Annotated in this window: 25 protein-coding genes and 3 tRNA genes; 11 read left to right on the top strand and 17 right to left on the bottom strand. The window is 64.4% G+C overall.

Features of this window, described 5'->3' with window-relative positions; all coding sequences use genetic code 11:
* Positions 1–27 precede the first annotated feature (27 nt).
* Entirely contained in the window at positions 28–315 is a 288-nt protein-coding gene (locus LC407_RS03665; protein ID WP_025875229.1) for a hypothetical protein, read from the top strand.
* Between the two features lie 8 nt (positions 316–323).
* Here LC407_RS03665 and LC407_RS03660 read toward each other — a convergent pair whose 3' ends face one another.
* On the bottom strand, positions 324–464 hold the full coding sequence (locus LC407_RS03660) for a hypothetical protein (RefSeq protein ID WP_162887621.1): 141 nt from the start codon (positions 462–464) through the stop codon (positions 324–326).
* A 107-nt stretch (positions 465–571) separates the two neighbouring features.
* On the opposite strand from LC407_RS03660, the gene LC407_RS03655 reads away from it, so the two are divergent.
* The 5 genes from LC407_RS03655 to LC407_RS03635 all read left to right on the top strand — a co-directional run bounded on the left by LC407_RS03655 (position 572) and on the right by LC407_RS03635 (position 2,408).
* A complete protein-coding gene (locus tag LC407_RS03655) occupies positions 572–1,141 on the top strand; it encodes a TlpA disulfide reductase family protein (protein ID WP_025875231.1) in 570 nt (189 codons plus the stop codon).
* 11 nt (positions 1,142–1,152) lie between these two features.
* Complete coding sequence (locus LC407_RS03650) at positions 1,153–1,347, top strand: hypothetical protein (RefSeq protein WP_025875233.1); 195 nt, start codon at positions 1,153–1,155, stop codon at positions 1,345–1,347.
* 65 nt (positions 1,348–1,412) lie between these two features.
* Complete coding sequence (locus tag LC407_RS03645) at positions 1,413–1,604, top strand: hypothetical protein (protein WP_223482211.1); 192 nt, start codon at positions 1,413–1,415, stop codon at positions 1,602–1,604.
* Between the two features lie 31 nt (positions 1,605–1,635).
* Positions 1,636–1,833 carry a hypothetical protein gene (locus LC407_RS03640; protein ID WP_025875237.1) on the top strand — a complete coding sequence of 66 codons (198 nt, stop codon included), beginning with the start codon at positions 1,636–1,638 and terminating at the stop codon, positions 1,831–1,833.
* Between the two features lie 242 nt (positions 1,834–2,075).
* Positions 2,076–2,408: a hypothetical protein gene (locus LC407_RS03635; RefSeq protein ID WP_033830769.1), complete on the top strand. Its 333-nt coding sequence runs from the start codon at positions 2,076–2,078 to the stop codon at positions 2,406–2,408.
* 112 nt (positions 2,409–2,520) lie between these two features.
* On the opposite strand, the gene LC407_RS03630 is transcribed toward LC407_RS03635, so the two are convergent.
* From LC407_RS03630 to uvrB, 3 genes are all read right to left on the bottom strand, one after another.
* Positions 2,521–2,595, bottom strand: a tRNA-Val gene (locus LC407_RS03630).
* Positions 2,596–2,692: 97 nt separating this feature from the next.
* Positions 2,693–2,767: transfer RNA gene (locus LC407_RS03625), tRNA-Val, on the bottom strand.
* A 107-nt stretch (positions 2,768–2,874) separates the two neighbouring features.
* Complete coding sequence (gene uvrB, locus LC407_RS03620; protein WP_025875241.1) at positions 2,875–4,899, bottom strand: excinuclease ABC subunit UvrB; 2,025 nt, start codon at positions 4,897–4,899, stop codon at positions 2,875–2,877.
* Between the two features lie 176 nt (positions 4,900–5,075).
* On the opposite strand from uvrB, the gene LC407_RS03615 reads away from it, so the two are divergent.
* Positions 5,076–5,570 (top strand): GspH/FimT family protein, encoded by a 495-nt coding sequence (locus LC407_RS03615; RefSeq protein WP_059063703.1) that lies wholly within the window; start codon positions 5,076–5,078, stop codon positions 5,568–5,570.
* A gap of 52 nt (positions 5,571–5,622) precedes the next feature.
* Here the strand turns inward: LC407_RS03615 and LC407_RS03610 are convergent.
* The 11 genes from LC407_RS03610 to grxD form a co-directional block, all read right to left on the bottom strand.
* Positions 5,623–5,699: transfer RNA gene (locus tag LC407_RS03610), tRNA-Asn, on the bottom strand.
* A gap of 45 nt (positions 5,700–5,744) precedes the next feature.
* On the bottom strand, positions 5,745–6,152 hold the full coding sequence (locus LC407_RS03605; RefSeq protein WP_134832264.1) for a type IV pilin protein: 408 nt from the start codon (positions 6,150–6,152) through the stop codon (positions 5,745–5,747).
* A 23-nt stretch (positions 6,153–6,175) separates the two neighbouring features.
* Entirely contained in the window at positions 6,176–9,937 is a 3,762-nt protein-coding gene (locus LC407_RS03600) for a PilC/PilY family type IV pilus protein (RefSeq protein WP_223482210.1), read from the bottom strand.
* A 13-nt stretch (positions 9,938–9,950) separates the two neighbouring features.
* On the bottom strand, positions 9,951–10,472 hold the full coding sequence (locus tag LC407_RS03595) for a PilX N-terminal domain-containing pilus assembly protein (protein ID WP_032951805.1): 522 nt from the start codon (positions 10,470–10,472) through the stop codon (positions 9,951–9,953).
* A 5-nt stretch (positions 10,473–10,477) separates the two neighbouring features.
* Positions 10,478–11,635 carry a PilW family protein gene (locus tag LC407_RS03590; RefSeq protein WP_154879811.1) on the bottom strand — a complete coding sequence of 386 codons (1,158 nt, stop codon included), beginning with the start codon at positions 11,633–11,635 and terminating at the stop codon, positions 10,478–10,480.
* A gap of 8 nt (positions 11,636–11,643) precedes the next feature.
* Positions 11,644–12,141: a type IV pilus modification protein PilV gene (gene pilV, locus LC407_RS03585; protein ID WP_025875254.1), complete on the bottom strand. Its 498-nt coding sequence runs from the start codon at positions 12,139–12,141 to the stop codon at positions 11,644–11,646.
* Positions 12,138–12,653, bottom strand: a complete 516-nt coding sequence (locus LC407_RS03580; protein WP_025875256.1) for a GspH/FimT family pseudopilin — start codon at positions 12,651–12,653, stop codon at positions 12,138–12,140. Before LC407_RS03580 ends, pilV begins: the two co-directional genes overlap by 4 nt.
* 172 nt (positions 12,654–12,825) lie before the next feature.
* Complete coding sequence (gene ppnN / locus LC407_RS03575; RefSeq protein ID WP_025875258.1) at positions 12,826–14,214, bottom strand: nucleotide 5'-monophosphate nucleosidase PpnN; 1,389 nt, start codon at positions 14,212–14,214, stop codon at positions 12,826–12,828.
* Positions 14,215–14,466: 252 nt separating this feature from the next.
* Positions 14,467–17,703, bottom strand: coding sequence for a TonB-dependent receptor (locus tag LC407_RS03570; protein ID WP_033830765.1), 3,237 nt, complete (start codon positions 17,701–17,703; stop codon positions 14,467–14,469).
* A gap of 208 nt (positions 17,704–17,911) precedes the next feature.
* A complete protein-coding gene (locus LC407_RS03565) occupies positions 17,912–18,709 on the bottom strand; it encodes an SDR family NAD(P)-dependent oxidoreductase (protein WP_223482209.1) in 798 nt (265 codons plus the stop codon).
* Positions 18,706–19,026: a Grx4 family monothiol glutaredoxin gene (grxD, locus tag LC407_RS03560; RefSeq protein WP_025875264.1), complete on the bottom strand. Its 321-nt coding sequence runs from the start codon at positions 19,024–19,026 to the stop codon at positions 18,706–18,708. The genes LC407_RS03565 and grxD overlap by 4 nt, the downstream gene beginning before the upstream one ends.
* 119 nt (positions 19,027–19,145) lie before the next feature.
* Here grxD and LC407_RS03555 point away from each other — a divergent pair, with 119 nt between their 5' ends.
* A complete protein-coding gene (locus tag LC407_RS03555) occupies positions 19,146–19,724 on the top strand; it encodes a superoxide dismutase (RefSeq protein WP_032975704.1) in 579 nt (192 codons plus the stop codon).
* A gap of 247 nt (positions 19,725–19,971) precedes the next feature.
* Here LC407_RS03555 and LC407_RS03550 read toward each other — a convergent pair whose 3' ends face one another.
* Entirely contained in the window at positions 19,972–21,120 is a 1,149-nt protein-coding gene (locus LC407_RS03550) for a 5-(carboxyamino)imidazole ribonucleotide synthase (RefSeq protein ID WP_059063695.1), read from the bottom strand.
* On the bottom strand, positions 21,117–21,620 hold the full coding sequence (purE, locus tag LC407_RS03545; protein WP_025875268.1) for a 5-(carboxyamino)imidazole ribonucleotide mutase: 504 nt from the start codon (positions 21,618–21,620) through the stop codon (positions 21,117–21,119). The genes LC407_RS03550 and purE overlap by 4 nt, the downstream gene beginning before the upstream one ends.
* Before the next feature lie 58 nt (positions 21,621–21,678).
* Between purE and LC407_RS03540 the strand changes: the two genes are divergently transcribed.
* The 3 genes from LC407_RS03540 (at position 21,679) to LC407_RS03530 (ending at position 23,889) form a co-directional block, all read left to right on the top strand.
* Positions 21,679–21,948 carry a Trm112 family protein gene (locus LC407_RS03540; RefSeq protein WP_025875269.1) on the top strand — a complete coding sequence of 90 codons (270 nt, stop codon included), beginning with the start codon at positions 21,679–21,681 and terminating at the stop codon, positions 21,946–21,948.
* Positions 21,945–22,796 (top strand): carboxylating nicotinate-nucleotide diphosphorylase, encoded by an 852-nt coding sequence (gene nadC / locus LC407_RS03535; RefSeq protein WP_032975701.1) that lies wholly within the window; start codon positions 21,945–21,947, stop codon positions 22,794–22,796. The genes LC407_RS03540 and nadC overlap by 4 nt, the downstream gene beginning before the upstream one ends.
* A 112-nt stretch (positions 22,797–22,908) precedes the next feature.
* Positions 22,909–23,889 (top strand): DUF2272 domain-containing protein, encoded by a 981-nt coding sequence (locus LC407_RS03530; RefSeq protein WP_223482208.1) that lies wholly within the window; start codon positions 22,909–22,911, stop codon positions 23,887–23,889.
* Positions 23,890–23,905: the final 16 nt, after the last annotated feature.

The raw sequence follows: 23,905 nt of genomic DNA, 5'->3' as shown, positions 1-23,905 counted from the left end.
CCGCCCCACGGACAACAAGGATCCCGCATGGCCGCTGTCACCCCCACCGCCGATGCCAACGCGATCCTGCGCGCGCCGGATCTGGATAGCGCCGAGCGCGCCTACCTGGGCCTGCTGCCGGACATGGATCATGTGGACGCGTTGACCCGACGTGCACTTGGCCTGTCACGCGCTGCCGATGCTGCGCGCGGATACGCACTGTCGATGACCCTGGTCGGCCTGCGCCTGCAGGAGCTGGAAATGGGCGAGCCGTGTGCGGCCGAATATCGCCAGGCGACGCTGCGCAGCCTGCGCCAGGCCTTCACTGCGGCCTGAGCGTCCCGTCAGCGGAAGGTCGTCCAGGCCAGCACCGCAGACAGCAGTGCGACCCAGATCACGGCCTTGAAGGTGCCTTCCAGCATGTTGCCGCCGAACAGCAGTTCGATGATCGGGTTAGGCCGGGAAACGGGAGCATGGTCACTCATGGTGGCGTCCTGAGGTTTGGGAACTGCGTCACCGATGATACAAAAGCTTGACATTCCTGTTGCTGTTTCCGGTATGGTCGATGCAACGCGGCGTTCAAGGATGATCGATGCTCAAGCGTGCACTGTTTCCCGTAGTCGCCCTGCTGCTGGCCGCACTGGTCATCATGCTCTCCTGGCAGAACCGCCAGTTGCGGCAGGTCAACGAACAGATGGCGGCGCAGCTGCAGCAGACGCAGCTGGACGCGCATGGTCTTGCCACCGGCACCCGGCCTGAACTGTTGACCCTGCGGACGACGCAGCAGACCCATGTCGATATCGGTGGCGCGCGCGGCGTGCCGCAGATCCTCTACTTCTTCTCTACCGCCTGCCGTTACTGCCTGGCCTCGGTGCCACAACTGCAGCAGATCGCGGCTGCGCGAGGCAGTGCCGAGCTGGTGGGCGTGGGCCTGCCACCGTACGACCAGCTTGCCGACTACGCAGGCAAGCACGCGCTGGCGTTTCCGATCGCCGTCGACGATCAGGGCGAAGTCTCCAAGCGCTACCGCGCCACGCTGACACCGATGCTGATGGTGCTGGCCGCAGATGGCAGCATCGCCTACAAGCATGTCGGCCAGCTCGACACCGGGACGGTGCAGGCCGTCGCCAACGCAATGAATCCGGGAAGCCACACCAACTGAAGGAGATACACATGATCGGGAAGAAAACGCTGTTCTCGTCCGTCGCCGGTATCGTCATCGTTGCTGCAATGTCATTCGGGGCCGCACAGGCCTTCGCCACACCGGTGAAGACCGGCTTTGCACCGGGTTGCGTGGATACCCCCGGATGCATGTTCGGCGGCAATGGCCGCGCCGGCGGCACGCGCATCTGCTGCGTCGCCAACTGATCCCGCTTCGACACCGCCCCGCACGCGGTGACTTCATGTTCCATCGCCATTCCAAGGAGATACACATGATCGGAAAGAAGAAGCTGTTCTCGTCCATTGCCGGCATCGTCGTCGTGGCCGCCATGTCAATCGGCGCCGCGCAGGCCTTCGCCACTCCGGTGAAGACCGGCTTCGCGCCGGGCTGCAAGGAACATCCGAGCTGCCCCTATGGCAACGCAGGCTCCCACGGCCTGCTGGTCTGCTGCGACCCCATGTAACCCGCCTCGAAGCTCTGCAAAGGAGATACAGATGATCGGAAAGAAGAAGCTGTTCTCGTCCATTGCCGGCCTCGTCGTGGTGGCCGCCATGTCATTCGGTGCCGCGCAGGCCTTCGCGACCACCCCGGCCAAGGCCGGGTTCGCACCGGGCTGTGAGTACACGCCGGGCTGTCCTTACGGCGGCAACGGCCGCTGGAGCGGCGGACGCGTCTGCTGCCAGGTTCCCTGATCCACCCCATCCAGCGCAGGACCTGACTTCGGCTTCCCGGCCACAGTTCCTGCATGGATGAGGCGCCCCGTCTGCACTGGGCGTTGCACCGGGCCGTCCGATTGGGCGGCCCTTTTTTCTGCGGCCCGGATTCATCCTTGCAGACGGCGCTTGGCACGCGCTTTTCCGGTCTTCGTCGCATGCCGATTTCACAGCGCAGGCCACAGTGCAACGCTGGGCTCCCTTCTCCGGAGCACCGTGCCATGCCGATGCTTGCCCTGCTGCTGTTGATGGCCGGTCTGTGCAACCGCGACGGCGGTACCGGAAGCGATTCGCTGCGGATGCAGATCCTGCAGGCCGACGCCCAACGTGCCGCCCGCGCGCCTGCCAGCTACGGCCAGACGGACAGCCAGAGCGTGCAGATCCTGCGCCTGAGTGCGGATCGCGTACTGCAGGTGGCCCACGCTCGCGTGCACGGTGATGCCGACGGTAAACAGCGCGGGCAATCGCACGCCCGGGGAATGCTGCAACTGTGGCAGCGTGTGAATGGTCATTGGCAGCTGCAGCGCAGCGCCAGTGTCGAGCAACGCGGTTGACGCTGGCAGCAGCCGGCCAGGCTGGAACGAGCGCGGATCGCAGGCACAAAAAAACCGGCCCAGGGCCGGCTTTCATCGTTTCCACCGCTGCTCCGGCCATGCCGGGAACCGGTGGTGGGCGGTACAGGGTTCGAACCTGTGACCCCTACCATGTCAAGGTAGTGCTCTACCGCTGAGCTAACCGCCCAAATATTCCGTGCAGCCCGCAGGCTGGTGCTTCTACGTAAAAACCCGGCGCCAGGGCCGGGCTTTTCATGCTCACGACAGCCCCCTGGGGGACTTCGTGGTGGGCGGTACAGGGTTCGAACCTGTGACCCCTACCATGTCAAGGTAGTGCTCTACCGCTGAGCTAACCGCCCGTTTGTTGCTTCTGCAGCGCCGCGATTGCGTCGGTGCAGGCCGCGTATATTACGGACGACGACCGGCAAGCGCAATACTTTTGTGAAGAAAAGCCGCATTACCGCGTTCAGCCCAGGCTGGCTTCCTTCAGCTGCCTGATCTGGTCGCGCACCCGGGCGGCATCCTCGAATTCCAGGTCCTTGGCATGCTGATACATCCGCTGCTCCAGGGCCTTGAGGCGAGCGGCCAGCTGCGCCGGACTGAGCGAACGGTAGTCGATCGTGTCCTCTGCCACCCCGGAACGGCCTTTGCCCTTGCCCTTGCGGGACTCCTTCTCGGCGGCGTCCGAGCGTGCCCCCTCCAGCACGTCGACGATCGGCCGCGCCACGGAGCGCGGAGTGATGCCGTGCTCCAGATTGTACTCGACCTGCTTGGTGCGGCGGCGGTCGGTCTCATCGATCGCTGCCTGCATCGAACGGGTGATCTTGTCCGCATACAGGATCGCCTTGCCGCGCACGTTGCGCGCCGCACGGCCGATGGTCTGGATCAACGAGCCGGTCGAGCGCAGGAAGCCCTCCTTGTCCGCATCCAGGATCGCCACCAGCGAGACCTCGGGCATGTCCAGCCCCTCGCGCAGCAGGTTGATGCCGACCAGCACATCGAACTTGCCCAGACGCAGGTCACGGATGATCTCCACGCGTTCAACGGTATCGATGTCCGAGTGCAGGTAGCGCACGCGGATGCCGTGCTCGGTCAGGTACTCGGTGAGGTTTTCGGCCATGCGCTTGGTCAGGGTGGTGACCAGCACGCGGTCACCGGCCTTGATCCGCTCGTTGGCCTCGCTCATCAGGTCATCGACCTGGGTGCCGACCGGGCGGATCTCCACCACGGGGTCGATCAGGCCGGTCGGGCGCACGACCAGCTCGGCCATGTCCTCTCCGGCCTCGCGGAATTCATACGGACCCGGTGTCGCCGACACATAGATGCTGCGCGGGCAGCGCGCCTCCCACTCCTCGAAGCGCAGCGGACGGTTGTCCAGCGCCGACGGCAGGCGGAAGCCGAACTCGACCAGGGTTTCCTTGCGCGACCGGTCACCCTTGAACATGGCACCGATCTGCGGAATGGTCACGTGCGATTCGTCGATCACCAGCAGCGCATCAGCCGGCAGGTAATCGAACAGGGTCGGCGGCGGCTCGCCCGCGTTCTTGCCGGTCAAATGCCGCGAGTAGTTCTCGATGCCGTTGCAGAAACCGACTTCGGCCATCATTTCGAGGTCGAACTGGGTGCGCTGGGCCAGGCGCTGCGCCTCGACCAGCTTGTTCTGCGCGTACAGCTGCTCCAACCGCTCCTTCAGCTCGACCTTGATGGTCTCCACCGCCGCCAGCACCCGTTCACGCGTAGTCGCGTAGTGGGTCTTCGGGTATACGGTGAAGCGCATGAGGTTGCGCATGGTCTCGCCGGTGAGCGGATCGAACATCGTGATCTTTTCCACCTCGCCATCGAACAGTTCGATGCGCAGGGCCTCACTGTCCGACTCCGCCGGGAACACGTCGATCACTTCACCACGCACGCGGAAGGTACCGCGCTGCAGCTCGTATTCGTTGCGCGTGTACTGCAGCTGGGTCAGGTGATTGATCAGATCGCGCTGGTCGATGCGCTCGCCCTTGGACAGGATCAGGCGCAGCGACAGGTAGTCTTCCGGCGCACCCAGGCCGTAGATGGCCGACACGGTCGCCACCACGATCGCATCCGGCCGTGACAGCAGGGTCTTGGTCGCCGCCAGCCGCATCTGTTCGATGTGCTCGTTGATCGAACTGTCCTTCTCGATGAAGGTGTCCGACGACGGCACGTAGGCTTCCGGCTGGTAGTAATCGTAATAGCTGACGAAGTACTCCACCGCGTTGTGCGGGAAGAACGCCTTGAACTCACCGTACAGCTGCGCTGCCAGGGTCTTGTTCGGCGCCATGATCAGCGTCGGCTTCTGCACCTGCTGGATGACGTTGGCGATGGTGTAGGTCTTGCCCGAGCCGGTGACGCCCAGCAGGGTCTGCTTGGCGACGCCGGCCTCGAAATTGCTGGTCAGCTTGGCGATGGCATCGGGCTGGTCTCCCGCCGGCGAATACGGCGAGACAAGTTGAAAACTGTCGCTCATGGTGTTGCCAGGTCTCGGGGAAGGTAAGTATAGGGGGCGTCCGGTGACGGTCGGCTGAGGGGAAGCCGGGGAGACCGGCAGGGGGATGCCCGATGGCGACCCCCATTGAAAGGGGCGACGCTCGCTCCATGACCGCGCCCTTGAAACGCCCCCCTGTCCCCGGCCCCACCCTTGGCATGCAACTGATTGAACTGGTGACGATTATTGCCGTCCTTTCGGTATTGCTGGCGGCAGGATGGCCGACGTTGCAGTCAACACTGCTGCGCCACCGCGCCGACGCACTGCAGCTGACGCTGCATGCCAGTCTCTCCAGCGCGCGCAGCCAAGCGCTGATCCGGCGTGAACTGATCGGCGTGTGCGCCAGCGAAGACGGGCATCAGTGCACGGACGACTGGAGTGCCGGCTGGATCATCTATCGCAGTGGCCTGCGGCGGGGCCCACCAGCAACGCCGGAAGCCATCCTGGCCCATCACCGTGGCCGCGACGATGTCTCGATCCTGGCACACGCCAGCAGCGGACGGCCGCTCCTGTTTTTCCAGGCGGATGGGCGAAGCCCCGGCGCCAATCTGACCCTGCGCATCTGCGCTGGCAGACACCTGCACGGCAAGCTGGTGGTCAACAATGGTGGGCGTACCCGCAGTGAACGCAGCAACCGCGATCTGCCGTGCTGAACAGAGCAAAGAAAAGCAAAAAGCCGCGATTTCTCGCGGCTTCTGCAGTATCTGGCGCCCGAAGTTGGACTCGAACCAACGACCCCCTGATTAACAGTCAAGTGCTCTAACCGGCTGAGCTATTCGGGCGGGGAGGCGCATTGTACTGGTCGAATCCTGGAAGATCAACACCCACTACCAACAATCGGAAACCGCTCCTTCCGAGGTCTTCCGGTTGGCCTGGTCGAGGGTCAGCTTGCCGCAGCTGTCCTTGACCTGCGTACCCGAGGGAGAGGCCGTGATCGTGAACGTGGAACCATCGCCCTTGTAACTCAGGTTGTATCGCGTGGCCCCGCCCTCGCGTGGCGAGACCTTGCTGGGCAGGGCGTAGCCCGAGTAGGAATTGTTGCTGGAGTGATAGCGCTCCGCACGTTGCGCGTACTCGGCCAGGTCCGCTTTGGCTACTGCACGGTGTGATCGAAGTACGTACTGCTGGTACGAAGGAATGGCGATGGCCGCCAGGATGCCGATGACGATCACCACGATCATCAATTCGATCAACGTAAAGCCCGCTGAGCGATGAGGCGCACGGAAAGACTGCATGGATGTGGATCCTCGCACAGGGGTCACTGGAGCTGCCGCCAGGACTGGCGACCGCAGGGATAAGGCAGATACAGCGACTGGCTGCCGGCGGCGCCTACCACCATCCAGCAAGAGCTGCCCCCGGGCGGACCTTCCTTGCCACTACCCAGACGCGGTATGACCGACAGGGATACGTCCTTGACCGGCGCGGTTCCCTCGGTCTTCAACGACAGGCCCGCTGTACCCGACGCCGGCTTGACACCCGTGGGTGAACCGGTCCGGACATTCTCCAGGGCAGGCGCACCGGTCAGCGAGGAAAGACCAAACAGCCAGTTCGAACCACTCGTCGAACAGCCAACGGTTTCCAGATTGGGGACATAGGTCGGCATGAACATGATGCCGCTGACCAGCAGTGGATTACCAACGAACCGTTCACCGTTGCTCGCAGGCAGGTTGATCATCCACCCTCGCGCATTGGCCGGCGCAGTCCCAGCCACAATCCTGCGCGCCTCGGCGCCCGTCGCCGGAGCATCCGCGGTATAGGGCGCCAGATTGGCCGAGGTCAAGGTCGATGTGACCCTCTTCCCGCCAATGTCATTGACCGCATACAACGCCTGTCGCGAGGTGTCGTCCTTGTCACTGTAGAACGAGAAGCTGCCCGTACCGAAATACAGCATCACGCCACCCGATGGACCGGTCGCAGCGGTCATGCCGCCCGTGATCGGCTGGCGGAAGTTCCGCGCGCTGGTGTCCTGGCTGACCTGGGTGGTGAATACGGGAACGGTCAGCGCCGTGTTGGAACTATCAGTGAGGTCGAATTTCCAGATGGCGCCACGCTGATCGGCAGCGTAGACGGTATCGGCAAGACCATCGCGACCGCGCAGGTCCTGGCTGTCGCCACGCCAGCGATCCACCACCACCACGTTGCCCAACCCATTGTCTCCGGAGATATTGGCTCCCGAGGCATTGCTCTCTACCGCCTCGATCATCCGCGTGGCGCCAGACGCCATATCCACGACGAACAGAACGGCCTTACGGCTGGCACTGTTATAGCCGTTGCCGAAGATCGCCTTCCATGCAACCGTCTTGCCTTCCTTCACCGGCACGATCACCGGCTTGCCCAGCACGAAGCCGATGTTGTTGCGCACCCCCTCGGCCAACGACATGTTCAGATCGCTGATCTCCCAGAGCGCTTGACGCGTGGTAAACGCTGCCGGGTCACTCACGTCCAGCGCAAATACCGAACGACCACCAGCGCCAGCCGTACCGACCAGTCCCGTCTGCCATGTGCTGCCGACGAGCATGTCCGAGATGGTGATTGCACCGTCGACGAAATAGCGATGGCGGAAGGTCTGATCAGCGGTATCCGGTTTGTACGGGAACAGCAGGTTGGCCATATGGCCCAGCGATGTTGAGGGAATGTACGCAAAGCGCTCGGTCCCTCCCGTACTGTCCATCTCACCCGATGCCCCCATGCCACCATCGAAGGCATGCAGCATGCCGTCATTGGCACCGACGTACACCGTGTAACGACCACTCTTCGCCTTGGTGTCCAGGTACCTGGCATAGCTGACGGCATAATCTTCGCCGAGCTGGCGATAGCCGTAGTCATCGGTAGGCGAACTGACCACCGGCGCCGAATTGACGATATCGCCCAGCGGCGTGGTGCGGTCGCGGTACTTGCCGCCGCTGCGCTTTTCCATCGTCGTATCCGCTTTCAGATAGCGGATGGCCGTGTCGATATCAGCATCAATGGACTTCAGCTTGTCAGTCGAGCACACCAGCATCTCTGCGTACTTGCCATCCGGCTTGCTGCACAGATCGGCCAGGCTGATGTCGGCCGAACCGAAGTCAACCAGCGTACCCGCTTTGTTGGCCACGATGCGGCGACCCGTTGAAGCGAGTTTCGTTGACGCCTCCCAGGCCTCGCTGAACACAGCGACCTGGTCACTGTTGATCTTCACGGTCGACGCCTTCAGCTTGCTCGACCAATCGGTCGCACCATTGCGGATGTCATAGCTTGGCGTCACCGACAGCGAACCTGCGCCAATGCGGGCGCCGGTCATGCCAATGGTTCCCGACGACGACTTGCCGCCGGAAATCGAGGCCAACACACGTCGCATCGCCTCGGTTACATCGGCAGGCGTCTGCGCATTGATGAATTCACCACGGCTGTTGAGCGCGGCGTGCCAGATCTCATCGATGACCGTTCCATCGTCCACCGTCGACGGATCAGGGCTGCCGTTCCAGTTCGGCGGATTCTTGTACGGATCCGCCGTGGCGGCAGCATTCACGCCGTAAATCCGCCCCTGAGCACCAAGCGTGACACCGTAGAAATTCATGTGCAGATCGGCCTGGCAGTCCAGTCGCTTCCACTCCGCGCTGCCTTGGGACAACGTGCCGCAGCGCTCGTCCACCGGCACCTGCCCCTTGGGGAAGCCGGTATCGGAACGAAGCGGCGTCTTGCTGCCCGAGTAATAGGCCGCAGTGATGTCGGCCATCGTATTGCTGTAATTGTCGGCGAAGGGCAGTGTCGGCAGATTCACGGTATTGACCGCGTCCGCGTTGGCGAACGAGCCATTCGGATAGTTCTTGGAATTCGTGTAGCCATCCGTGAACAACATGCCGCCATTGCGCTGGCAGGCGCGGATGACGGGCGCGCCGTCATCGGTACGGCGGAACTGTTCGGCCAGATACTCCACAGCACGACGGTTGGGCGTGCCGCTGATCGGCTTCAATCCGTAGATCTGCTGATAGAGATCGGCGCGATTGGTCACCAGATCATGCATCTTCACGTTCTTCAGGTCATTGATCGTGAAGTAACCCACTCGCATGTTGTCGACGCCGTACAACGCCTCGGTGGACGCACCGACAATGGCCAGCGTGCGGCTGCGGTGATACTGGAACCAATTGGCGAAGTTCTGCACCGCAGTATCGTAGGCACCATCGATGCTGTAGTTGTCCTTCTTGATCTGATAGCGGCGCAGATTGCACTTGGGCCCACAGGCCCCCTGGATCACCGGTCGATTCGCATCGTCCGACTTGTATCCGTACGGCGCCGGGGAATTCTCCGGCAGGTAGAAGGTCGCCGGGAAGTACTGCACGCCATATTGCACCGCAGAGCCGATGTCACGCGAAGCGGTGCGCCAGGCGTTGTTGCGGTAATACGCATTGTCGGTTCCCGTGAGATCGGGAATCTTCATCCCGTCGACGAACTGGAATCCCTCACCGCTGCTTGAACGGACACTGGTCATGTTGTACGTGATGTCGTACCCCGCAAATCCGGAGCGCGGGTCGACACGCGCCGCCGTGGTACTGGCAGGGTTCCAGCGGGTTCCATCGGCCCTCAGCCACGGCTTGTAGCTGACTGACGGGTTGTAGTAGCTGGCGTTGTAGACGTGCGAGCGGGCGAAGCCGAAGATATCCAGCGGCGGGATCGCACGACCATACGAATAGCGCTCGTTGTAGTTGTTGTGCGCGTAAAGGTAAAGATAGCAATCGACTGAACCGGAGTTGCAGTCCTGCCCAACGCTGTAGAAGCTGCCATTGTTGTTGAAGAAGCTGCCAGTCGACGTGCTGAAGATCAACCGCCCGTCACCGCCCGGGAACATGCGCTCGAAGGTCATCGAATTCGAGTCATCCACGGCCATGATGAACGCAGGCGGTGTCTGCACCTGCACGTTCAAGGGCTCCTGCGCCAACACACCCTGCGCTTGCGCGGCCATCAGGGTATGCACCAGGTAGCCGCCAGCGGCGACAACGGCAAGGCCTACGCCCGCCAGGATCCTGCGATTTCGCGTGTTCATGGGTTCCCCACCCTCACAGCTTGAATACGGTGTCGACCGCCGAGCGCGATGTCGCGTCGGTGGCCGTGTCGCCGGCGTACGTCGTGATCTGGTAGACCGGTGTTGCGGCCTCCAACGGCTTGCCCATGTCCAGCGCCCCTTCTCCCTGGATGCAGCCCTGGATCTGCCGGACCTTCACTGCCGGCTTGCTGCCCAGCTTGGTCTTGGCGACCCAGTCCGATGGATCGAAGCCATCGTCGCAGCGTTGATCGATGTCGGCCGAGGTAACCGTCGGGCTGTCACCCGGCGACTGGCGATTGGCAATCTTCTCCACGGCATTCTCGGCACTGCGGGCGGCGCCCTCGGCACTCTGGAAGGCTACGTTGCCGGCACGGTAGCCCGATGCCATGCGCTCCTGCATGCCGGCTACCTGCATGCCTATCACGCCCAGCAGCGCCAGCATGATCAGCAGCATCAGCGCGACGTAGAGCACGGCACCACGCTGCCGGACAGGGGCAGAGAAGGTGCGGCGCGAAGACATCTTGATGGAGCGCATGGTCGTCAATTCCCGAACAGGCGGTTGCGCAACGCAACGGAAACTTCATAGGCGCCACGGTGGCGCTGGTCATAGGGATCGCCCGGCGCGATGGTCACACCAAGCACCCCCAGGTAGGTGGCTGCCGAACCCGGAGCCTGCGCCGACGCCCGCTGCGGGCTGCGCGCAAGCAGCCCCACCTGCACCATGCCGACGCGGCGCCATGCGCCAACAGCGGTCGCATCCGTCGCGGTGCTGACGGCACTGGCAACACGCTGGTCGACGATGCGGCCACTGGGCGGAGTGGAAAGCGAAATATCCGGCGTTGCGTCAAGGCCGTACAGGAGCTGCATGCTCTCGATGCCCTCCACCAGCTCCTCACCGTCACCGTAGCCACCGGCTCCGTTGGCGCGGGCGCGGTACAGGGCAGGCTCATTGTTGCCGTTGCTCGCGATGTAATACACCAGGCCATCGGCGCGATACAGCATCGTCATCGCGTTGTTGACCGAATAGCCGGTCAGATCCAGCTTCTCGATCTTGACGGTGGATCCACTGATGGTGGCCGGGAACACATCGGCGCGGGTGCAATCGGCCAGCGCGAACACCGTCGGAGTGCCGGCAGCACCCGCCTTCAGGCGCGCCATGCCGTTACTGGACACCGTCACCGTGGTTGTAGTGCCATCCACACCGACGCCTGTCACAACCGCCCCTTCCGGGCTCAACAGGCGGAGCACAAGCACATCACTGCCGGGCAGCGGCGCCGGCTTCAGGTTGATGATGCTCTTGGGCACGGATATCGCCGCGCTCCACGTGCGCCCCAGGGTCAGTGTATTGGTCGGGGCGGTGCCTGCGGCCTCATACCCCTGCACCGGCACCGAGAAATCCAGCGGATCTCCACTGCCAGCGGCGATACCAAGGTTGTAGCGGACATCGCCGGTGTTCTTGATCACATGCGCCTGGTCGTTCACGCAGCCAAAGTGACCCGCCATGCGCAGGTCACGCTGCAGGAAGTCCAATGCGAAACGTGCATTCTCCTGGGTCCGGGCAGCCCCCTCGGACAGGCGTGAAGCCGCGCGGGACGCGATGAAGATCTGCGTGATGCCCAGCAGAAGGACCAGACCGATGACCATGGCGATCATCAGTTCGATCAGCGACAGGCCGCGGGCTCGTGAAGACGGACTCATGGACGCGCTCACAGGAAAGTGGTCAGGCCGAAGGTGGTGAGGCTGTCGGGCTCCTTCGGATCCCAACGCTGATCACCCCAGGTAATGGCCACGCTGACCCGGCCGGTGCTCTGGGTAAACTGGACCTCTGCGCTGGCCTTTTCACCCAGTGTCTTCACAACCTCACATTGCCAGCGTGCCACGTTGGTCTTCGGCGTCACCGCCGCGCCGGTCGGCCAGGCACAAGCACCATTGGCCGTCACCGCTCCGGCAGCGAACGAGGCCGAAGAGTAGGCCCCGCCGGCAAGCGTATCGGTGCGCTGGGCGCGCATCAGTTCGATCAGGTCGTTGGCCAGGTTGGTCGCCTGGGTCCGGTAATTGGCACTCTGTACGAAGCGCACGCTCGTGGTCTGCAGCAAGGCAAAGCCGAGCAGCCCGAACGCAAGGATCAACAACGCCACCATCACTTCGATCAGGCTGAAGCCACCCTGGGACGAACGCGGAGAGGCAAGGTTGCGGCGATTCATGAGCAGGTTCCCTTGGTCACCCGGACCTGGCCGGACTTGTTGATCGTCAATGTGCTGCGCTGTTCGCCGGCCTTGCAGGACGCCGGGGACAGCACCACCGTCTGATCGTCCGCGGCCTTGCGACGGCCACGGCCATCAAAGGCGATGGTCGCTCCCGGGGGACCAACCACGCTCAATTGCGGGTTGCCCAGGGAGAAGCGCAGCACGCTGTCATTGCTGCCCAGCACGCCATCAGCGTCGAGATCGGACCAGGCCAGCAGCCCCTTGGACCATTCACCGTCACACGCCTGGCCATCGGTACTGCCACAGAGGCCACCACCACGGTTGTTGCGGATGGCCTCGCTGCGCGCGAGGTTGGTCAACGCGATCACTTCGTTGTTGGCAGTTGCCAGCCGGTTCGAACGAATCATGCTGCGGAAGCTCGGATAGGCGATCGACGCCAGGATCACGAAGACGGTCAGGGTGACCATCAACTCAATCAGCGTGAAGCCGTTTTGCCGGCGCAAAGACATTGGACGCTCCCCAGCGTGTTGGTGGCCACGATGGCGCACCGGCCTGCCGCCGGCAAGCGGCGGCAGGATGAACGGTCAGATCCGGGCGACGGGCGTCAAACCCTTGACATCCCGCCCTCCCCCACCGGTCCGGCGCGGTCCCCGCCGCGCCGTCCAGCTACCCTCGCCTCGCTTATGCCAGTACCTGGTAGCAGGGCTGGTATTCGCCAGAGATCTTCATCCGGCGCTGCTCGACGAAGGCACGCAGCAGCGCGTCCAAGGCCTGCATCATGTCGGGGTCGCCATGGATCTGGAACGGCCCGAACTCCTCGATGCGGCGCATGCCGTCTTCCTTCACGTTGCCGGCGACGATGCCCGAGAAGGCCCGGCGCAGATCGGCTGCCAGCGCGTGCGGCGCACGCCCGTGGTGCAGGTCCAGCGCCGCCATCGCCTCGTGGGTCGGCACGAACGGCTGCTGGTATTCCCACGGAATCTCGATGGACCAGTTGAAGAAGAACGAATCCTTCTGCGCCAGGCGATGCTCACGCACGCGCTTGATCCCGGCTGACATCTTCTTGGCTACCGCCACCGGGTCGCCGATGACGATTTCGTAGCGCTCGGCCGCGGCGTCGCCCAGGGTCAGGCGGATGAAACGGTCGATCTGCTCGAAGTACGGCGCAGCGACGGTCGGGCCGGTCAGGATCAGCGGGAACGGCAGGTCCTTGTTCTCCTCGCGCAGCAGGATGCCGAGCAGGTACAGGATCTCTTCGGCGGTACCCACGCCACCGGCGAACACGATGATGCCGTGGCCGATGCGGACGAAGGCCTCAAGGCGCTTCTCGATGTCCGGCATGATCACCAGGTGGTTGACGATCGGGTTCGGCGACTCGGCGGCGATGATGCCCGGCTCGGTCAGGCCTATGTAGCGCGTCACGGTCCGGCGCTGCTTGGCGTGGGCGATGGTGGCGCCCTTCATCGGGCCCTTCATCGCGCCCGGGCCACAGCCGGTGCAGATGTCCAGGCCACGCAGGCCCAGCTCGTAACCGACCTGCTTGGTATACAGGTATTCGTCGCGTGAGATCGAGTGACCACCCCAGCAGACCACCAGGTTCGGGTCACCCGGGTTGAGGATGCGCGCATTGCGCAGCAGCCCGAACACCGCATTGGTGATGCCCTCGGACGACTCCAGCTCGGCCGCGTAGGCCGGGCCCATCTCGATGGCCATGTACGCCAGGTCACGGACCACCGCGAACAGCAGCTCGGCCACGCCGCGGATGATCTCGCCATCGACGAACGCCATCGCCGGCGCATTGGCCAGGTCGATGCGCACGCCGCGATCCTGCTGTGCAACCTGGATGTCAAAATCGGGGTAAAGATCGCGCGCGGCGCGCGGATCATCGGAGGCACTGCCACTGGTCAGCACGGCCAGCGCGCAGCGGCGCAGCAGCTCGTGCATGCCACCACTGGAGGCGTCGCGCAGGCGCGCAACCTCGGCCCGCGACAGCACATCCAGGCCACCACGCGGGTAGATCCGCGCGTCCTGCACCGGCAGCGTCCGCGCTGCCTTTTCATTCGTTGTCATATCCACTTTTCTGCTTCCTTTAAGGTGTCCGACTGTACTGCCGCCCCCTTAAAAAGCAAAACGGCCGGGAAGCCCGACCGTTGGATAGGTGCGTCCCGCGTTCGCCGCTCCGGGACCGCTTCGGCGGCATCTGCGCCGCGCACGTGTCTGGATGCTACGCCGATGCACAACCTCCCGCAAGGACTTTCGCCTGAACGGAAAACGGCCGGGTTTCCCCGGCCGTCTCCCTTTACTGCATCAGGCTCTGACGGATCAGAACTTGTACTTCAGGGTCAGCTGCATCGACCAGCGCGACACACCGGTGTTGCCCTTGTCGTTGTTGTTTTCCTGGATGGTCGGGGTATCGGTGGCGCCGGTGAAGTTGTAGATGTACTTGCCGGTTGCCGGATCGATACCTGCGTAGCTGGCCACGCGGGAGGTGGAGTTGAAACCGTAATCTTCAATACGGCCCCACTTCTTGTTGAGCAGGTTGCCGACATTCATGATGTCCAGCGCCAGCTCACCCTTGTGCTCCTTCACGAAGCCCGGGAATTCCTGGGCGATGTGCAGGTCGAAGCTGTTCACCCACTTGGTACGGAAGGCGTTTGCCGGAGCAATCTCGCCGCGGTACTTCTCCAGCTGCGGGTTGGCGGCAAGCCAGTCGAAGAAGGCCTTCTCCATCGCCGCACCGCCGGTGAACTTGACGTCGCCCGGGCCATTCGGCACGTAGAACAGGTCGTTGAAGTAACCGGCGCCAGTGGTGGCGGCGGCATCGCCGTTCATGTCGTTGTAGTAGATGTAGCTGAACGGACGACCCGAACGACCTTCGTAGAACAGGCCCACGGTGGTGTTGTAGTTGCCGAAGAACGCCTTCTTCCAGTTGATCGAACCGGTCACGCGGTCCTTGATCGCGTAGCGCGAATCATAGGCCACGTTCTCGTTGGCGGTACCGATCAGGGTGCTGCCCCAGTTGGAGGTGTTCTGCGAGCTGGTCAGCGGGCTGACTTCCTTCGCGGCGGTGTAGGTGTAGGCCAGCGACCAGCCCCAGTTCTCGGTCAGCGGCTTGTTCAGACCGGCGGTGAACTGGCGGCTGCTGCCCTTGTCGGTGTTCTTCATGAGCAGCACGTCGCCCATGTCAGAGGGACGATTGAACTTGCCGCCCGCACCGTTGCTGCCTTCACGGATGGAGCAGTTGGCGCCGGCGCACGGCGTGTAGCCCGCCGGATTCCAGTAGAGCTCGCGACCATCCTGGCCGATGCGGGTCGCTGCAACGCCCGAAGCGTTGTACAGGTCCAGGCGCTCGAAGTAGATCGCGCTCTTGACCTTGGTGTACAGGAACTCAGCCGACGCAACGATGCCATACCACGGCAGCTCATGATCGAAGGCGATGTTGGACTTCCACACCGACGGCAGCTTCAGGTCAGGCGCAGCGATGTCCACGTTCTGACGAGCACCGGCACCCGCAGCCGGGATGTACGGCGGATTGGTGTTCGGGGTGAAAATGCCGGTCTGGTTACGAACGGTGTACTCGGTGTAGTTCAGGCCGGTGTTCTGGTAGGCACCTGCCAGCCACACGTTCGGGGCCGCGCCACCGAACAGGCCCACGCCGCCGCGCAGCTGGGTCGGACGATCGCTGTCGAAGGTGTAGTTGAAGCCGAAGCGCGGCTGCACCAGCTTGCTGTCAGGCAGCTGGGTGTTGTCGTAGCCGTACAGTTCCATGATGCGCGGGTTGTACAGCTTCTGCGTGCCGAAGTCCGGCATGTCGACGCGGACGCCGGCCTGCACGGTCAGGTTGCTGTTGATGGCCCAGCTGTCCTGGATGAACAGACCGGTGTTCTTCAGCGTGTACTTGGCCGGGATGTCGTCGTAGCTGCCGCCGGCGCGCGGCGCACGCACAACGTACTGGTTGACGCGACCTGCAGCGAAATCGCTGAGGTTGTTGAACACATACGCGCCGTTGACGTTACGACCGTAGTAGTTCAGCAGGTCGTTGTCGGAGTAGTCGAAGCCGAACTTGACGGTGTGGTCGCCGACGTACCAGGTGGCGGCACCGAAGGCGCTCAGCTCCTTGCTCTCGACCGCGTTGACGTGCGAGTTCTGCTCGGTACCGAAGTACAGCGAGTCATTGCCGCTGGCGCCAAAACCACGGATCTGGATCTGCGGCAGGCTCGACGGCGTGGTACGGACCGAGGTGTATTCCTTGTGCGAGATCTTGAACTCGGTCGAGAAATTCTCGGACCAGTCGCTGAACAGCTCGCCCATCCAGGATTCATAGGTCTTCGGCTGCTGGTACCAGAAGGTGCTCAGCGAAACCGCGCTGTTGCTGATCTGCGGGAAGCGGACAACATTCTGCTCGAGCTTGTTGTAACGCACCGCGGCACGGTGGTTCTCGTTGATGTTCCAGTCGATCTTCAGCGCGTACTCTTCGACCTCGGTCTTGTTGGCCGGGGCGTTGAGCGAACCTGCGTCGAAGCCGTAACCGGTCGCGATCTGCTGCGCGCGGGTGATGTCGGCATCGGTGATGGTGCCCTTGCCGTACGGCGAATCGGTCAGGCTGACGCCCGGGGCCGAACGCTCCATCTTTTCGTAGTTGGCGAAGAAGAACAGCTTGTCCTTGACGATCGGGCCGCCGAAGGTCATGCCATAGGTCTTTTCGTCATCAAAACCGTTGAAGCGGACATCGTCCAGGTTCTTGCGGACCATGTCCTTGTCGCGGTACGCGTAATACACGGTGCCGCCGAAGTTGTTGGTACCCGACTTGGTCACCGCATTGATCACCGCGCCCGTACCGCCGGCAATGGTGGTGTCGTAGTTGGCGATGTCGATGTTGATTTCCTGGATCGCATCCATCGACACCGGCTGACGCTCGGTCGGCAGGTTGTTGGATTCCAGGCCGAACGGATCGCCGGCACCGATGCCATCGATGCGGATCGCGTTGTAACGGGTGTTCTGGCCACCGACCGAGATCGCACCGTCGGCCTTGCTGACCTGCGAGATGCGCGGATCGAGGCGGATGTAATCCTGGATGTTGCGGTTCACCGACGGCAGCGACTCCAGCGTTTCGCGGTTGACGTTGGTGCCGGTGCCCATCTTGTAGGCGCTGAACAGGTCGCTGCCCACTGCGGCAGCCACGACCTGGACGGCATCCAGATTGGTGGCGGCGACATCGCCGGCCAGGTTGGCGTTGACCGTGTTGACCTGGTTCAGGTTGAGGTACACGCCCTCTTCGGTCTTGGTGCCTTCACCCGGCTTGGTGATGGTGATGGTGTACGGACCACCCACGCGCAGGCCGCGCGCGTTGTAACGACCCGACGCATCGGTGGTCGCACGCGAAACGGTGCCCGATTCGGTGTGGGTGATGGTGACTTCAGCACCAGCAACAGGCGCGCCCGCATTGGACACGACCTGGCCGCCGACACCGGCAGAGGTGCTCTGGGCGAAGGCGGGAGCGGCGGCGAGCGCAGCCACGAGACCAAGGGTGAGCTTGGACATCCGGAATGGGTGAGTCATTGTTCGGTAGCCTCGATGCGAGTTGGCGATGGCGGAAAAAAAGCGCATCCAAGCAGCCTTGCGGGCGGCTGTTCGGACATTTATCTGGGGTTCCCTACCGTGAACGGCAGCTGCCGCAACGGTTAACACTAGATTAACACGCTACGCTTTCAATGTGACGGTTGTGCGACAAACGGCACCGGATCGCAACGCTATCGTGACGGAATCTTCATTCCGCTTTACGAACGTCTTCACTCGTCAATGGCGGATTGCCCGCATCGAGCACCTGCCCGCGCCACGCCAGTCCGGCAGCGGACAACAGGGTCACGGCCGCTGCCGCGGCAGCCTCGGGGCCGCATGCGGCCGGGTCCTGGTCGATCGAATAGGCCCGCGCACGCAGGGCGGTACGCAAGGGGCCGGGATACAGGCCACTCACCCGCACCGGGCTGCGGGCCAGCTCGTCATGCAGGCTGCCGATCAGCCCGCGCAGGCCGTGCTGGGCGACACCGTAGCCGCCCCAGTACGCCTGCCCCACCCGCTCAGGGGCATCCACGGTGAATACCAGCGCCGCGTCTTCACGCTGGCGCAGCAACGGCAGGCAGGCCTGGGCCAGCCAGGCCGGAGCGGTCAGGGTGACGTGCACGGCGCGGGCAAAGCTGGCCGGGTCGGCCAGCTCGAACGGGGTCAGGCCGGGAAAGTGGGCCGCGCAGACCAGCAGGCCATCAAGGCGCCCCAGCTCCTGCGCCACCGCCTGGGCCAGTTCGGCATAGTCGTCGGGACCGGCACCTTCCAGGTCCAACGGGTACAACAGGGGCTCCGGCCCAACCGCCTGCACCTGGGCGTAGACCCGGTCCAGCCTTCGTGGCTTGCGCCCCAGCAGGACCACGGTCGCCCCCGCCTCAGCGGCTGCAACAGCGGCAGCGCTGCCGAGCCCGCCGCCCGCACCGGCAATGAGCACCACACGGTCCTGCAACGGGCGGCCATCGAGCGCCCCGTCTGCCGGTGACGTCGATGGCCAGGCGCTCATCCCTGCGCAGCCTCTTCGACGATGCGCTTGAGCTCGCCGGCTTCGAACAGTTCCATGACGATGTCACAGCCGCCGATCAACTCGCCGTTGATGAACAGCTGCGGGAAGGTGGGCAGATTGGAGAAGCGCGGCAGATTGGCGCGGATCTCCGGCTCTTCCAGCACATTGACCGTGCGCAGTGCGACGGCGCCTGCGGCCATCAGCGCCTGCACGGCGCGGCTGGAATAGCCGCACATGGGGTACTGCGGGGTGCCCTTCATGAACAGCACGAGCGGGTAACGATCCACCTCGGCCTGGATTTGCTGCATTACCGCCACACCTCACTCCTTGCTTCGCCGGACGAACCAACCGCGATGGTCGGCTAGACTGCCCACGGTAGCCGCCATTGTAAGCCGATGGTACCGGCTGCCGCCGCCCCCTGGCCACGAACCTGTCCATGCCCGTCGAACTGCCCGCCCTGCCCTACCTGCCCTCGTCCCTGCAGCCGCACCTGTCGGCACAGACCGTGGAACTGCATCACGGTCGCCACCATCGCGCCTACATCGAGGCGGTCAATGCCGCCATTGTCGGCACCGAATGGGAAGAAGCCACGCTGGAGGACATCGTCCGCCACGCCCAGGGCGCGCTGTTCGATGCCGCCGCCCAGGCGTGGAACCACGGCTTCTACTGGCAGTGCCTGCGCCCGCGCGGCGGTGGCGAGCCGCAGGGCCGCCTGGGCGAACTGGTCAAGCGCCAGTTCGGCGACGGCCAGCGTCTGCGCGAAGAGTTCAATCGAACCGCGCTTGGCCTGTTCGGCTCCGGCTGGGTGTGGCTGGTGCAGCACCCCGGCGGGCAGCTCGGCCTGCAGGCCACCCGCAATGCGGGTACGCCGCTGACCGGCGACAGCACGCCGCTGCTCTGCTGCGATGTCTGGGAGCACGCGTACTACACCGACTACCAGAATGATCGTGCACGCTATCTGGAAGCATTCTGGCAACTGGTGAACTGGGAATTCGCCGAGAGCCAGCTGCGCTGAGACCGACGGGCATCCGTATCCGCCGGGCATGGCCCGGCGCTACCGGCAACACGGCGCGTCGTGGTGGATGCCCATCCTGGTCGGCCCCGCTCTGGTAGATGCCCACCTTGGTGGGCGTTGCTCTGGTAGATGCCCACCTTGGTGGGCGTTGCTCTGGTAGATGCCCACCTTGGTGGGCGTTGGCGGCCAGCGGCCGGCACTACCGGGTTCAACGGCGCCTGCCGGCCGACGGCCGGCATCACCTTGGTCAGCCGTTACGCAACGCGCGTACCGCAGGGGCCACCTGGGCCTGGCGGTCGAGCTCCAGGCCTACCTGCTCCAGCGCATCGGCCAGTGCATCGGCATCATCATCACGCAGGGTGGCGTGACCCACCTTGCGGCCGTCACGCGATTCCTTGCCGTAATCGTGCCAATGGCCACTGGCCTGCTGCAGCACCGGCGTCGGGTCGGGCATTGCCCCCAGCCAGTTCAGCATGCAGGCATGGCCGAGCATGCGGGTACTGCCCAGCGGCAGGCCGAGCACCGCACGCAGGTGGTTCTCGAACTGGGAGGTTTCGCTGCCTTCGATGGTCCAGTGCCCGGAATTGTGTACGCGCGGCGCCATCTCGTTGGCCAGCAGTTCACCGTCGCGGCAGAACAGTTCCAGCGCGAACACACCCACGTACTGCAGGTGTTCGGCAACACGGCGGGCATAGCCGATCGCTGCTTCGTGCTCGGCAGCGGACAGCACCGCCGGTGCGACGCTGGCCGACAGCACGCCGTCGACATGCCAGTTGCCGGTGACCGGCCAGGCCTGGAAGCTGCCATCGCGGCCGCGCACGGCAACCACGCTGACTTCGCGCTGGAAGGCGACAAAGCCCTCGAGGATCAGCCCGGTGCGCTCGACCTGCGCCCCCAGGGCCTGCCATGCCGCATCGATGTCCGCTTCGCTGCGCAGGCGGAACTGGCCCTTGCCGTCGTAGCCCAGGCGGCGGGTCTTGAGGATGCACGGCAGGCCGAATTCGGCGGCCCTGGCAGCCAGCTCGTCGCGGCTGCGGATATCGGCGAAGGCCGGCAGCGGAATGCCCAGCTGCTGGAACAGGGTCTTCTCGCTCAACCGGTCCTGGGCCACCGCCAGCGCCGACGGCGGCGGGTAGACCGGCACACGGTCGGCCAGCCATTGCGCGCTGTCCGCCGGCACGTTCTCGAAATCGAAGGTGATCACATCGACTTTGGCGGCAAAGTCCGCCAGTGCCTGGCGATCATCGAAGGCACCGACGGTGAGCGGTGCCAGCGGGCCACTGCAGGCGTCGGCCGCCGGATCATACAGTTCGAAGCGCAGTCCCAGCGGCGCACCGGCCAGGACCATCATGCGGGCGAGCTGGCCGCCGCCGAGGATGCCGACGGTCAGGCTCATTGGCGCGGATCGTCGTGGGCCATCACGTCTTCGGTCTGGCGCGCGCGGAAGCTGTCCAGCGCCTGGCCGATGGCCGGCTGGTCGCTGGCCAGCATCGCGGCGGCAAACAGTGCGGCATTGGACGCGCCGGCATTGCCGATGGCGAAGGTGGCGACCGGGATGCCGGCCGGCATCTGCACGATCGACAGCAGCGAATCCATGCCGTTGAGGGCCTTGGACTGCACCGGCACGCCCAGCACCGGCACCGCGGTCTTGGCCGCGATCATGCCCGGCAGATGCGCGGCACCGCCGGCGCCGGCGATGATCGCGCGCAGCCCGCGCGAACCGGCCTGCTCGGCATAACTGAACAACACATCCGGCGTCCGATGCGCGGACACCACCTTCACTTCGAACGGAACACCCAGAGCTTCAAGCTTCTGGGCGGCGTGCTGCATGGTTTCCCAGTCGGAGCGGGAACCCATGACGATGCCGACAAGCGGCGCGATCGGGTTGGGGGTCATTGGCCGTCACCTGCCTTAAAGACGTATTCTAGCCATCTTCCACGCAAGACGAAGAACCATGGATCGCAAGCTGCTCGACCTGCTGGTATCGCCCGACACCCGCCAGCCCCTGTCCCTGCTGGATGGCAAGGGCCTGGAAGCCCTCAACCGGGCGATCGCCGCCGGTTCCGTCAACCGCGCCGATGGCAACCCGCTGGCGCAGCCGCTGCGCGAAGCCCTGGTCACCCGCGACCGCAAGCAGGTGTTCCGCGTCGACGACGGCATCCCGGTGCTGCTGGCCGAAGAAGCCATCCCGACCGCACAGATCGCCGACTTCCCGGCCGCATGAGCGCGCTGCCGACGCCGGATCCAGCCGTCGTCGCGGCCGATGTCGCCCGCGCGTTGGCCGAGGACCTGGGCAGCGGTGACGTCACCGCCGCCCTGCTGCCCGACCAGCCCGACAGCGCCTACCTGCTGTGCAAGCAGGATGCGGTGATCGCGGGCCGTGCGTGGTTCGATGCCACCCATCGCGCACTCGATGCGGACGTGCAGATCGAGTGGCGGGTGGCCGAAGGCGACAGCGTCAGCGCCGGCACCGTGCTGGCCCTGCTGCATGGGCGCAGCCGCAGTCTGGTCAGCGCCGAACGCACCTCGCTGAATTTCCTGCAGACCCTGTCCGGCACTGCCACCACCACGGCCCGCTACGTGGCTGCGGTGGAAGGTACAGGCACGCGCATCCTTGATACCCGCAAGACCCTGCCCGGCCTGCGCCTGGCGCAGAAATACGCGGTGCGGTGCGGTGGTGGCGACAACCACCGCTTCGGCCTGTACGACACGGTGATGCTGAAGGAGAACCACATCCGCGCGGCCGGTTCACTGGCTGCCGCTGTGTCGGCCGCCCGCCAGCAATGGCCACAGCTGCCGCTGGTGGTCGAGGTCGAGGACCTGGAACAGCTGCGGCAGGCGCTGGAAGCCGGCTGTGAACGCATCCTCCTGGACGACTTCAGCCCGGAACTGCGGCGCGAAGCGGTGCGCATCACCGAAGGCCGCATTCCACTGGAGGTGTCCGGCAGCGTCGGCCTCGGTGGCCTGCGCTCGATCGCCGAAGATGGCGTGGACTGCATTTCCATCGGCGGCCTGACCAAGCACGTGCAGGCAATCGACCTGTCGTTGAAACTGGGTCCGCCACCGGGTTGAGGGTGGATTCGCGGATCGTGATGTTGCCGGCCAGCGGCCGGCACTACCGTTCTCACACCCGGCGTTCACAACGGCGCTGCGACGCTGCGGCCATCCCCCACAGGAGCCGCGCATGCGCCGGATGCTCTTGCCTGCCTGCCTGCTGCTGACCGCGACGCCTTTCTCGGCCGCCGCTGTCGAAGCCTGCGATGTCCCACCGCGTTTCGGCCTGAGCCCATTGGCGGTCGCCATCCGCAACACCGCCTGCAACGAGCATCGGCTCTGGTATCGCCCCTTCATCGACCGTGACGGCCGCGCCGCCAGCCTCAGTGTCACCGAGGCCGAAGGCGATCATCTGGCCGACAACGGCCTGATCGCCTGGCAACGGGTCACCAGCTACTGGCGCGAAAGCGGCACGCTCAACGCGCTGGGCAGCCAGCCCGGCGCCAGCAGCTGCCTGGCGCCGCTGGGCACGCGTTACACCGACAGCGATTGCCGCGCCTTCCTGATCGACAATCCGTGGTCGGCGGCCTTCATTTCCTGGGTGATGGTGCGTGCCGGCGTACCCGGCTTCAATACTTCCCCACGCCATATCGACTACATCCGCGCCGCCTACCAGGCAGGCCCTTCCGGCGTGCCCTACCGCCTGGTGGACCCGGCCACCGCCAAGCCTGCGCCGGGCGATCTGCTGTGTTTCCTGCGCGACCGCAGCAGCACGCTCAGTTACAGCGGATTGGTGCAGGCCCTGGGCAACGGCTCGGTCGGCCATTGGAAGTCGCATTGCGAAGTGGTGGTGGCGGCCAACCTCGGTGGCGACCAGACGCTTTACCTGGTGGGCGGCAATGTCATGAACACCGTGGCGATGCGCCTGCTGCAACTGGATCGCACCGGCACGATCAAGCTGCCGCCGCCGCGCGAGCGCGACACCACCGGCATCGACCCGACCTGCACACCAGGCCGTGAGGACGAATGCAGCTTCAACCGGCAGGATTGGGCCGCGCTGCTGCAGTTGAATGCCACTGCGCCGCGGGTCGCACCGCTTCCGCCGGCGATACCCGCTGCGCCGACACCGGTGCCGCTGCAGCCGACAACGGAGCCTGGCAACAATCGCTGAGCAGATGCCGCTTGAT

The sequence above is a fragment of the Stenotrophomonas sp. OVS01A genome (assembly GCF_019969775.1).
Classification (GTDB): domain Bacteria; phylum Pseudomonadota; class Gammaproteobacteria; order Xanthomonadales; family Xanthomonadaceae; genus Stenotrophomonas; species Stenotrophomonas indicatrix.
This window is presented reverse-complemented; position numbering and strand designations above follow the sequence as displayed.

Coding starts and splice junctions, on each gene's coding strand:
- LC407_RS03665 (WP_025875229.1), top strand. CDS start 28: ATGGCCGCTGTCACCCCCACCGCCGATGCCAACGCGATCCTGCGCGCG.
- LC407_RS03660 (WP_162887621.1), bottom strand. CDS start 464: ATGAGTGACCATGCTCCCGTTTCCCGGCCTAACCCGATCATCGAACTG.
- LC407_RS03655 (WP_025875231.1), top strand. CDS start 572: ATGCTCAAGCGTGCACTGTTTCCCGTAGTCGCCCTGCTGCTGGCCGCA.
- LC407_RS03650 (WP_025875233.1), top strand. CDS start 1,153: ATGATCGGGAAGAAAACGCTGTTCTCGTCCGTCGCCGGTATCGTCATC.
- LC407_RS03645 (WP_223482211.1), top strand. CDS start 1,413: ATGATCGGAAAGAAGAAGCTGTTCTCGTCCATTGCCGGCATCGTCGTC.
- LC407_RS03640 (WP_025875237.1), top strand. CDS start 1,636: ATGATCGGAAAGAAGAAGCTGTTCTCGTCCATTGCCGGCCTCGTCGTG.
- LC407_RS03635 (WP_033830769.1), top strand. CDS start 2,076: ATGCCGATGCTTGCCCTGCTGCTGTTGATGGCCGGTCTGTGCAACCGC.
- uvrB (WP_025875241.1), bottom strand. CDS start 4,899: ATGAGCGACAGTTTTCAACTTGTCTCGCCGTATTCGCCGGCGGGAGAC.
- LC407_RS03615 (WP_059063703.1), top strand. CDS start 5,076: ATGCAACTGATTGAACTGGTGACGATTATTGCCGTCCTTTCGGTATTG.
- LC407_RS03605 (WP_134832264.1), bottom strand. CDS start 6,152: ATGCAGTCTTTCCGTGCGCCTCATCGCTCAGCGGGCTTTACGTTGATC.
- LC407_RS03600 (WP_223482210.1), bottom strand. CDS start 9,937: ATGAACACGCGAAATCGCAGGATCCTGGCGGGCGTAGGCCTTGCCGTT.
- LC407_RS03595 (WP_032951805.1), bottom strand. CDS start 10,472: ATGCGCTCCATCAAGATGTCTTCGCGCCGCACCTTCTCTGCCCCTGTC.
- LC407_RS03590 (WP_154879811.1), bottom strand. CDS start 11,635: ATGAGTCCGTCTTCACGAGCCCGCGGCCTGTCGCTGATCGAACTGATG.
- pilV (WP_025875254.1), bottom strand. CDS start 12,141: ATGAATCGCCGCAACCTTGCCTCTCCGCGTTCGTCCCAGGGTGGCTTC.
- LC407_RS03580 (WP_025875256.1), bottom strand. CDS start 12,653: ATGTCTTTGCGCCGGCAAAACGGCTTCACGCTGATTGAGTTGATGGTC.
- ppnN (WP_025875258.1), bottom strand. CDS start 14,214: ATGACAACGAATGAAAAGGCAGCGCGGACGCTGCCGGTGCAGGACGCG.
- LC407_RS03570 (WP_033830765.1), bottom strand. CDS start 17,703: ATGACTCACCCATTCCGGATGTCCAAGCTCACCCTTGGTCTCGTGGCT.
- LC407_RS03565 (WP_223482209.1), bottom strand. CDS start 18,709: ATGAGCGCCTGGCCATCGACGTCACCGGCAGACGGGGCGCTCGATGGC.
- LC407_RS03555 (WP_032975704.1), top strand. CDS start 19,146: ATGCCCGTCGAACTGCCCGCCCTGCCCTACCTGCCCTCGTCCCTGCAG.
- LC407_RS03550 (WP_059063695.1), bottom strand. CDS start 21,120: ATGAGCCTGACCGTCGGCATCCTCGGCGGCGGCCAGCTCGCCCGCATG.
- purE (WP_025875268.1), bottom strand. CDS start 21,620: ATGACCCCCAACCCGATCGCGCCGCTTGTCGGCATCGTCATGGGTTCC.
- LC407_RS03540 (WP_025875269.1), top strand. CDS start 21,679: ATGGATCGCAAGCTGCTCGACCTGCTGGTATCGCCCGACACCCGCCAG.
- nadC (WP_032975701.1), top strand. CDS start 21,945: ATGAGCGCGCTGCCGACGCCGGATCCAGCCGTCGTCGCGGCCGATGTC.
- LC407_RS03530 (WP_223482208.1), top strand. CDS start 22,909: ATGCGCCGGATGCTCTTGCCTGCCTGCCTGCTGCTGACCGCGACGCCT.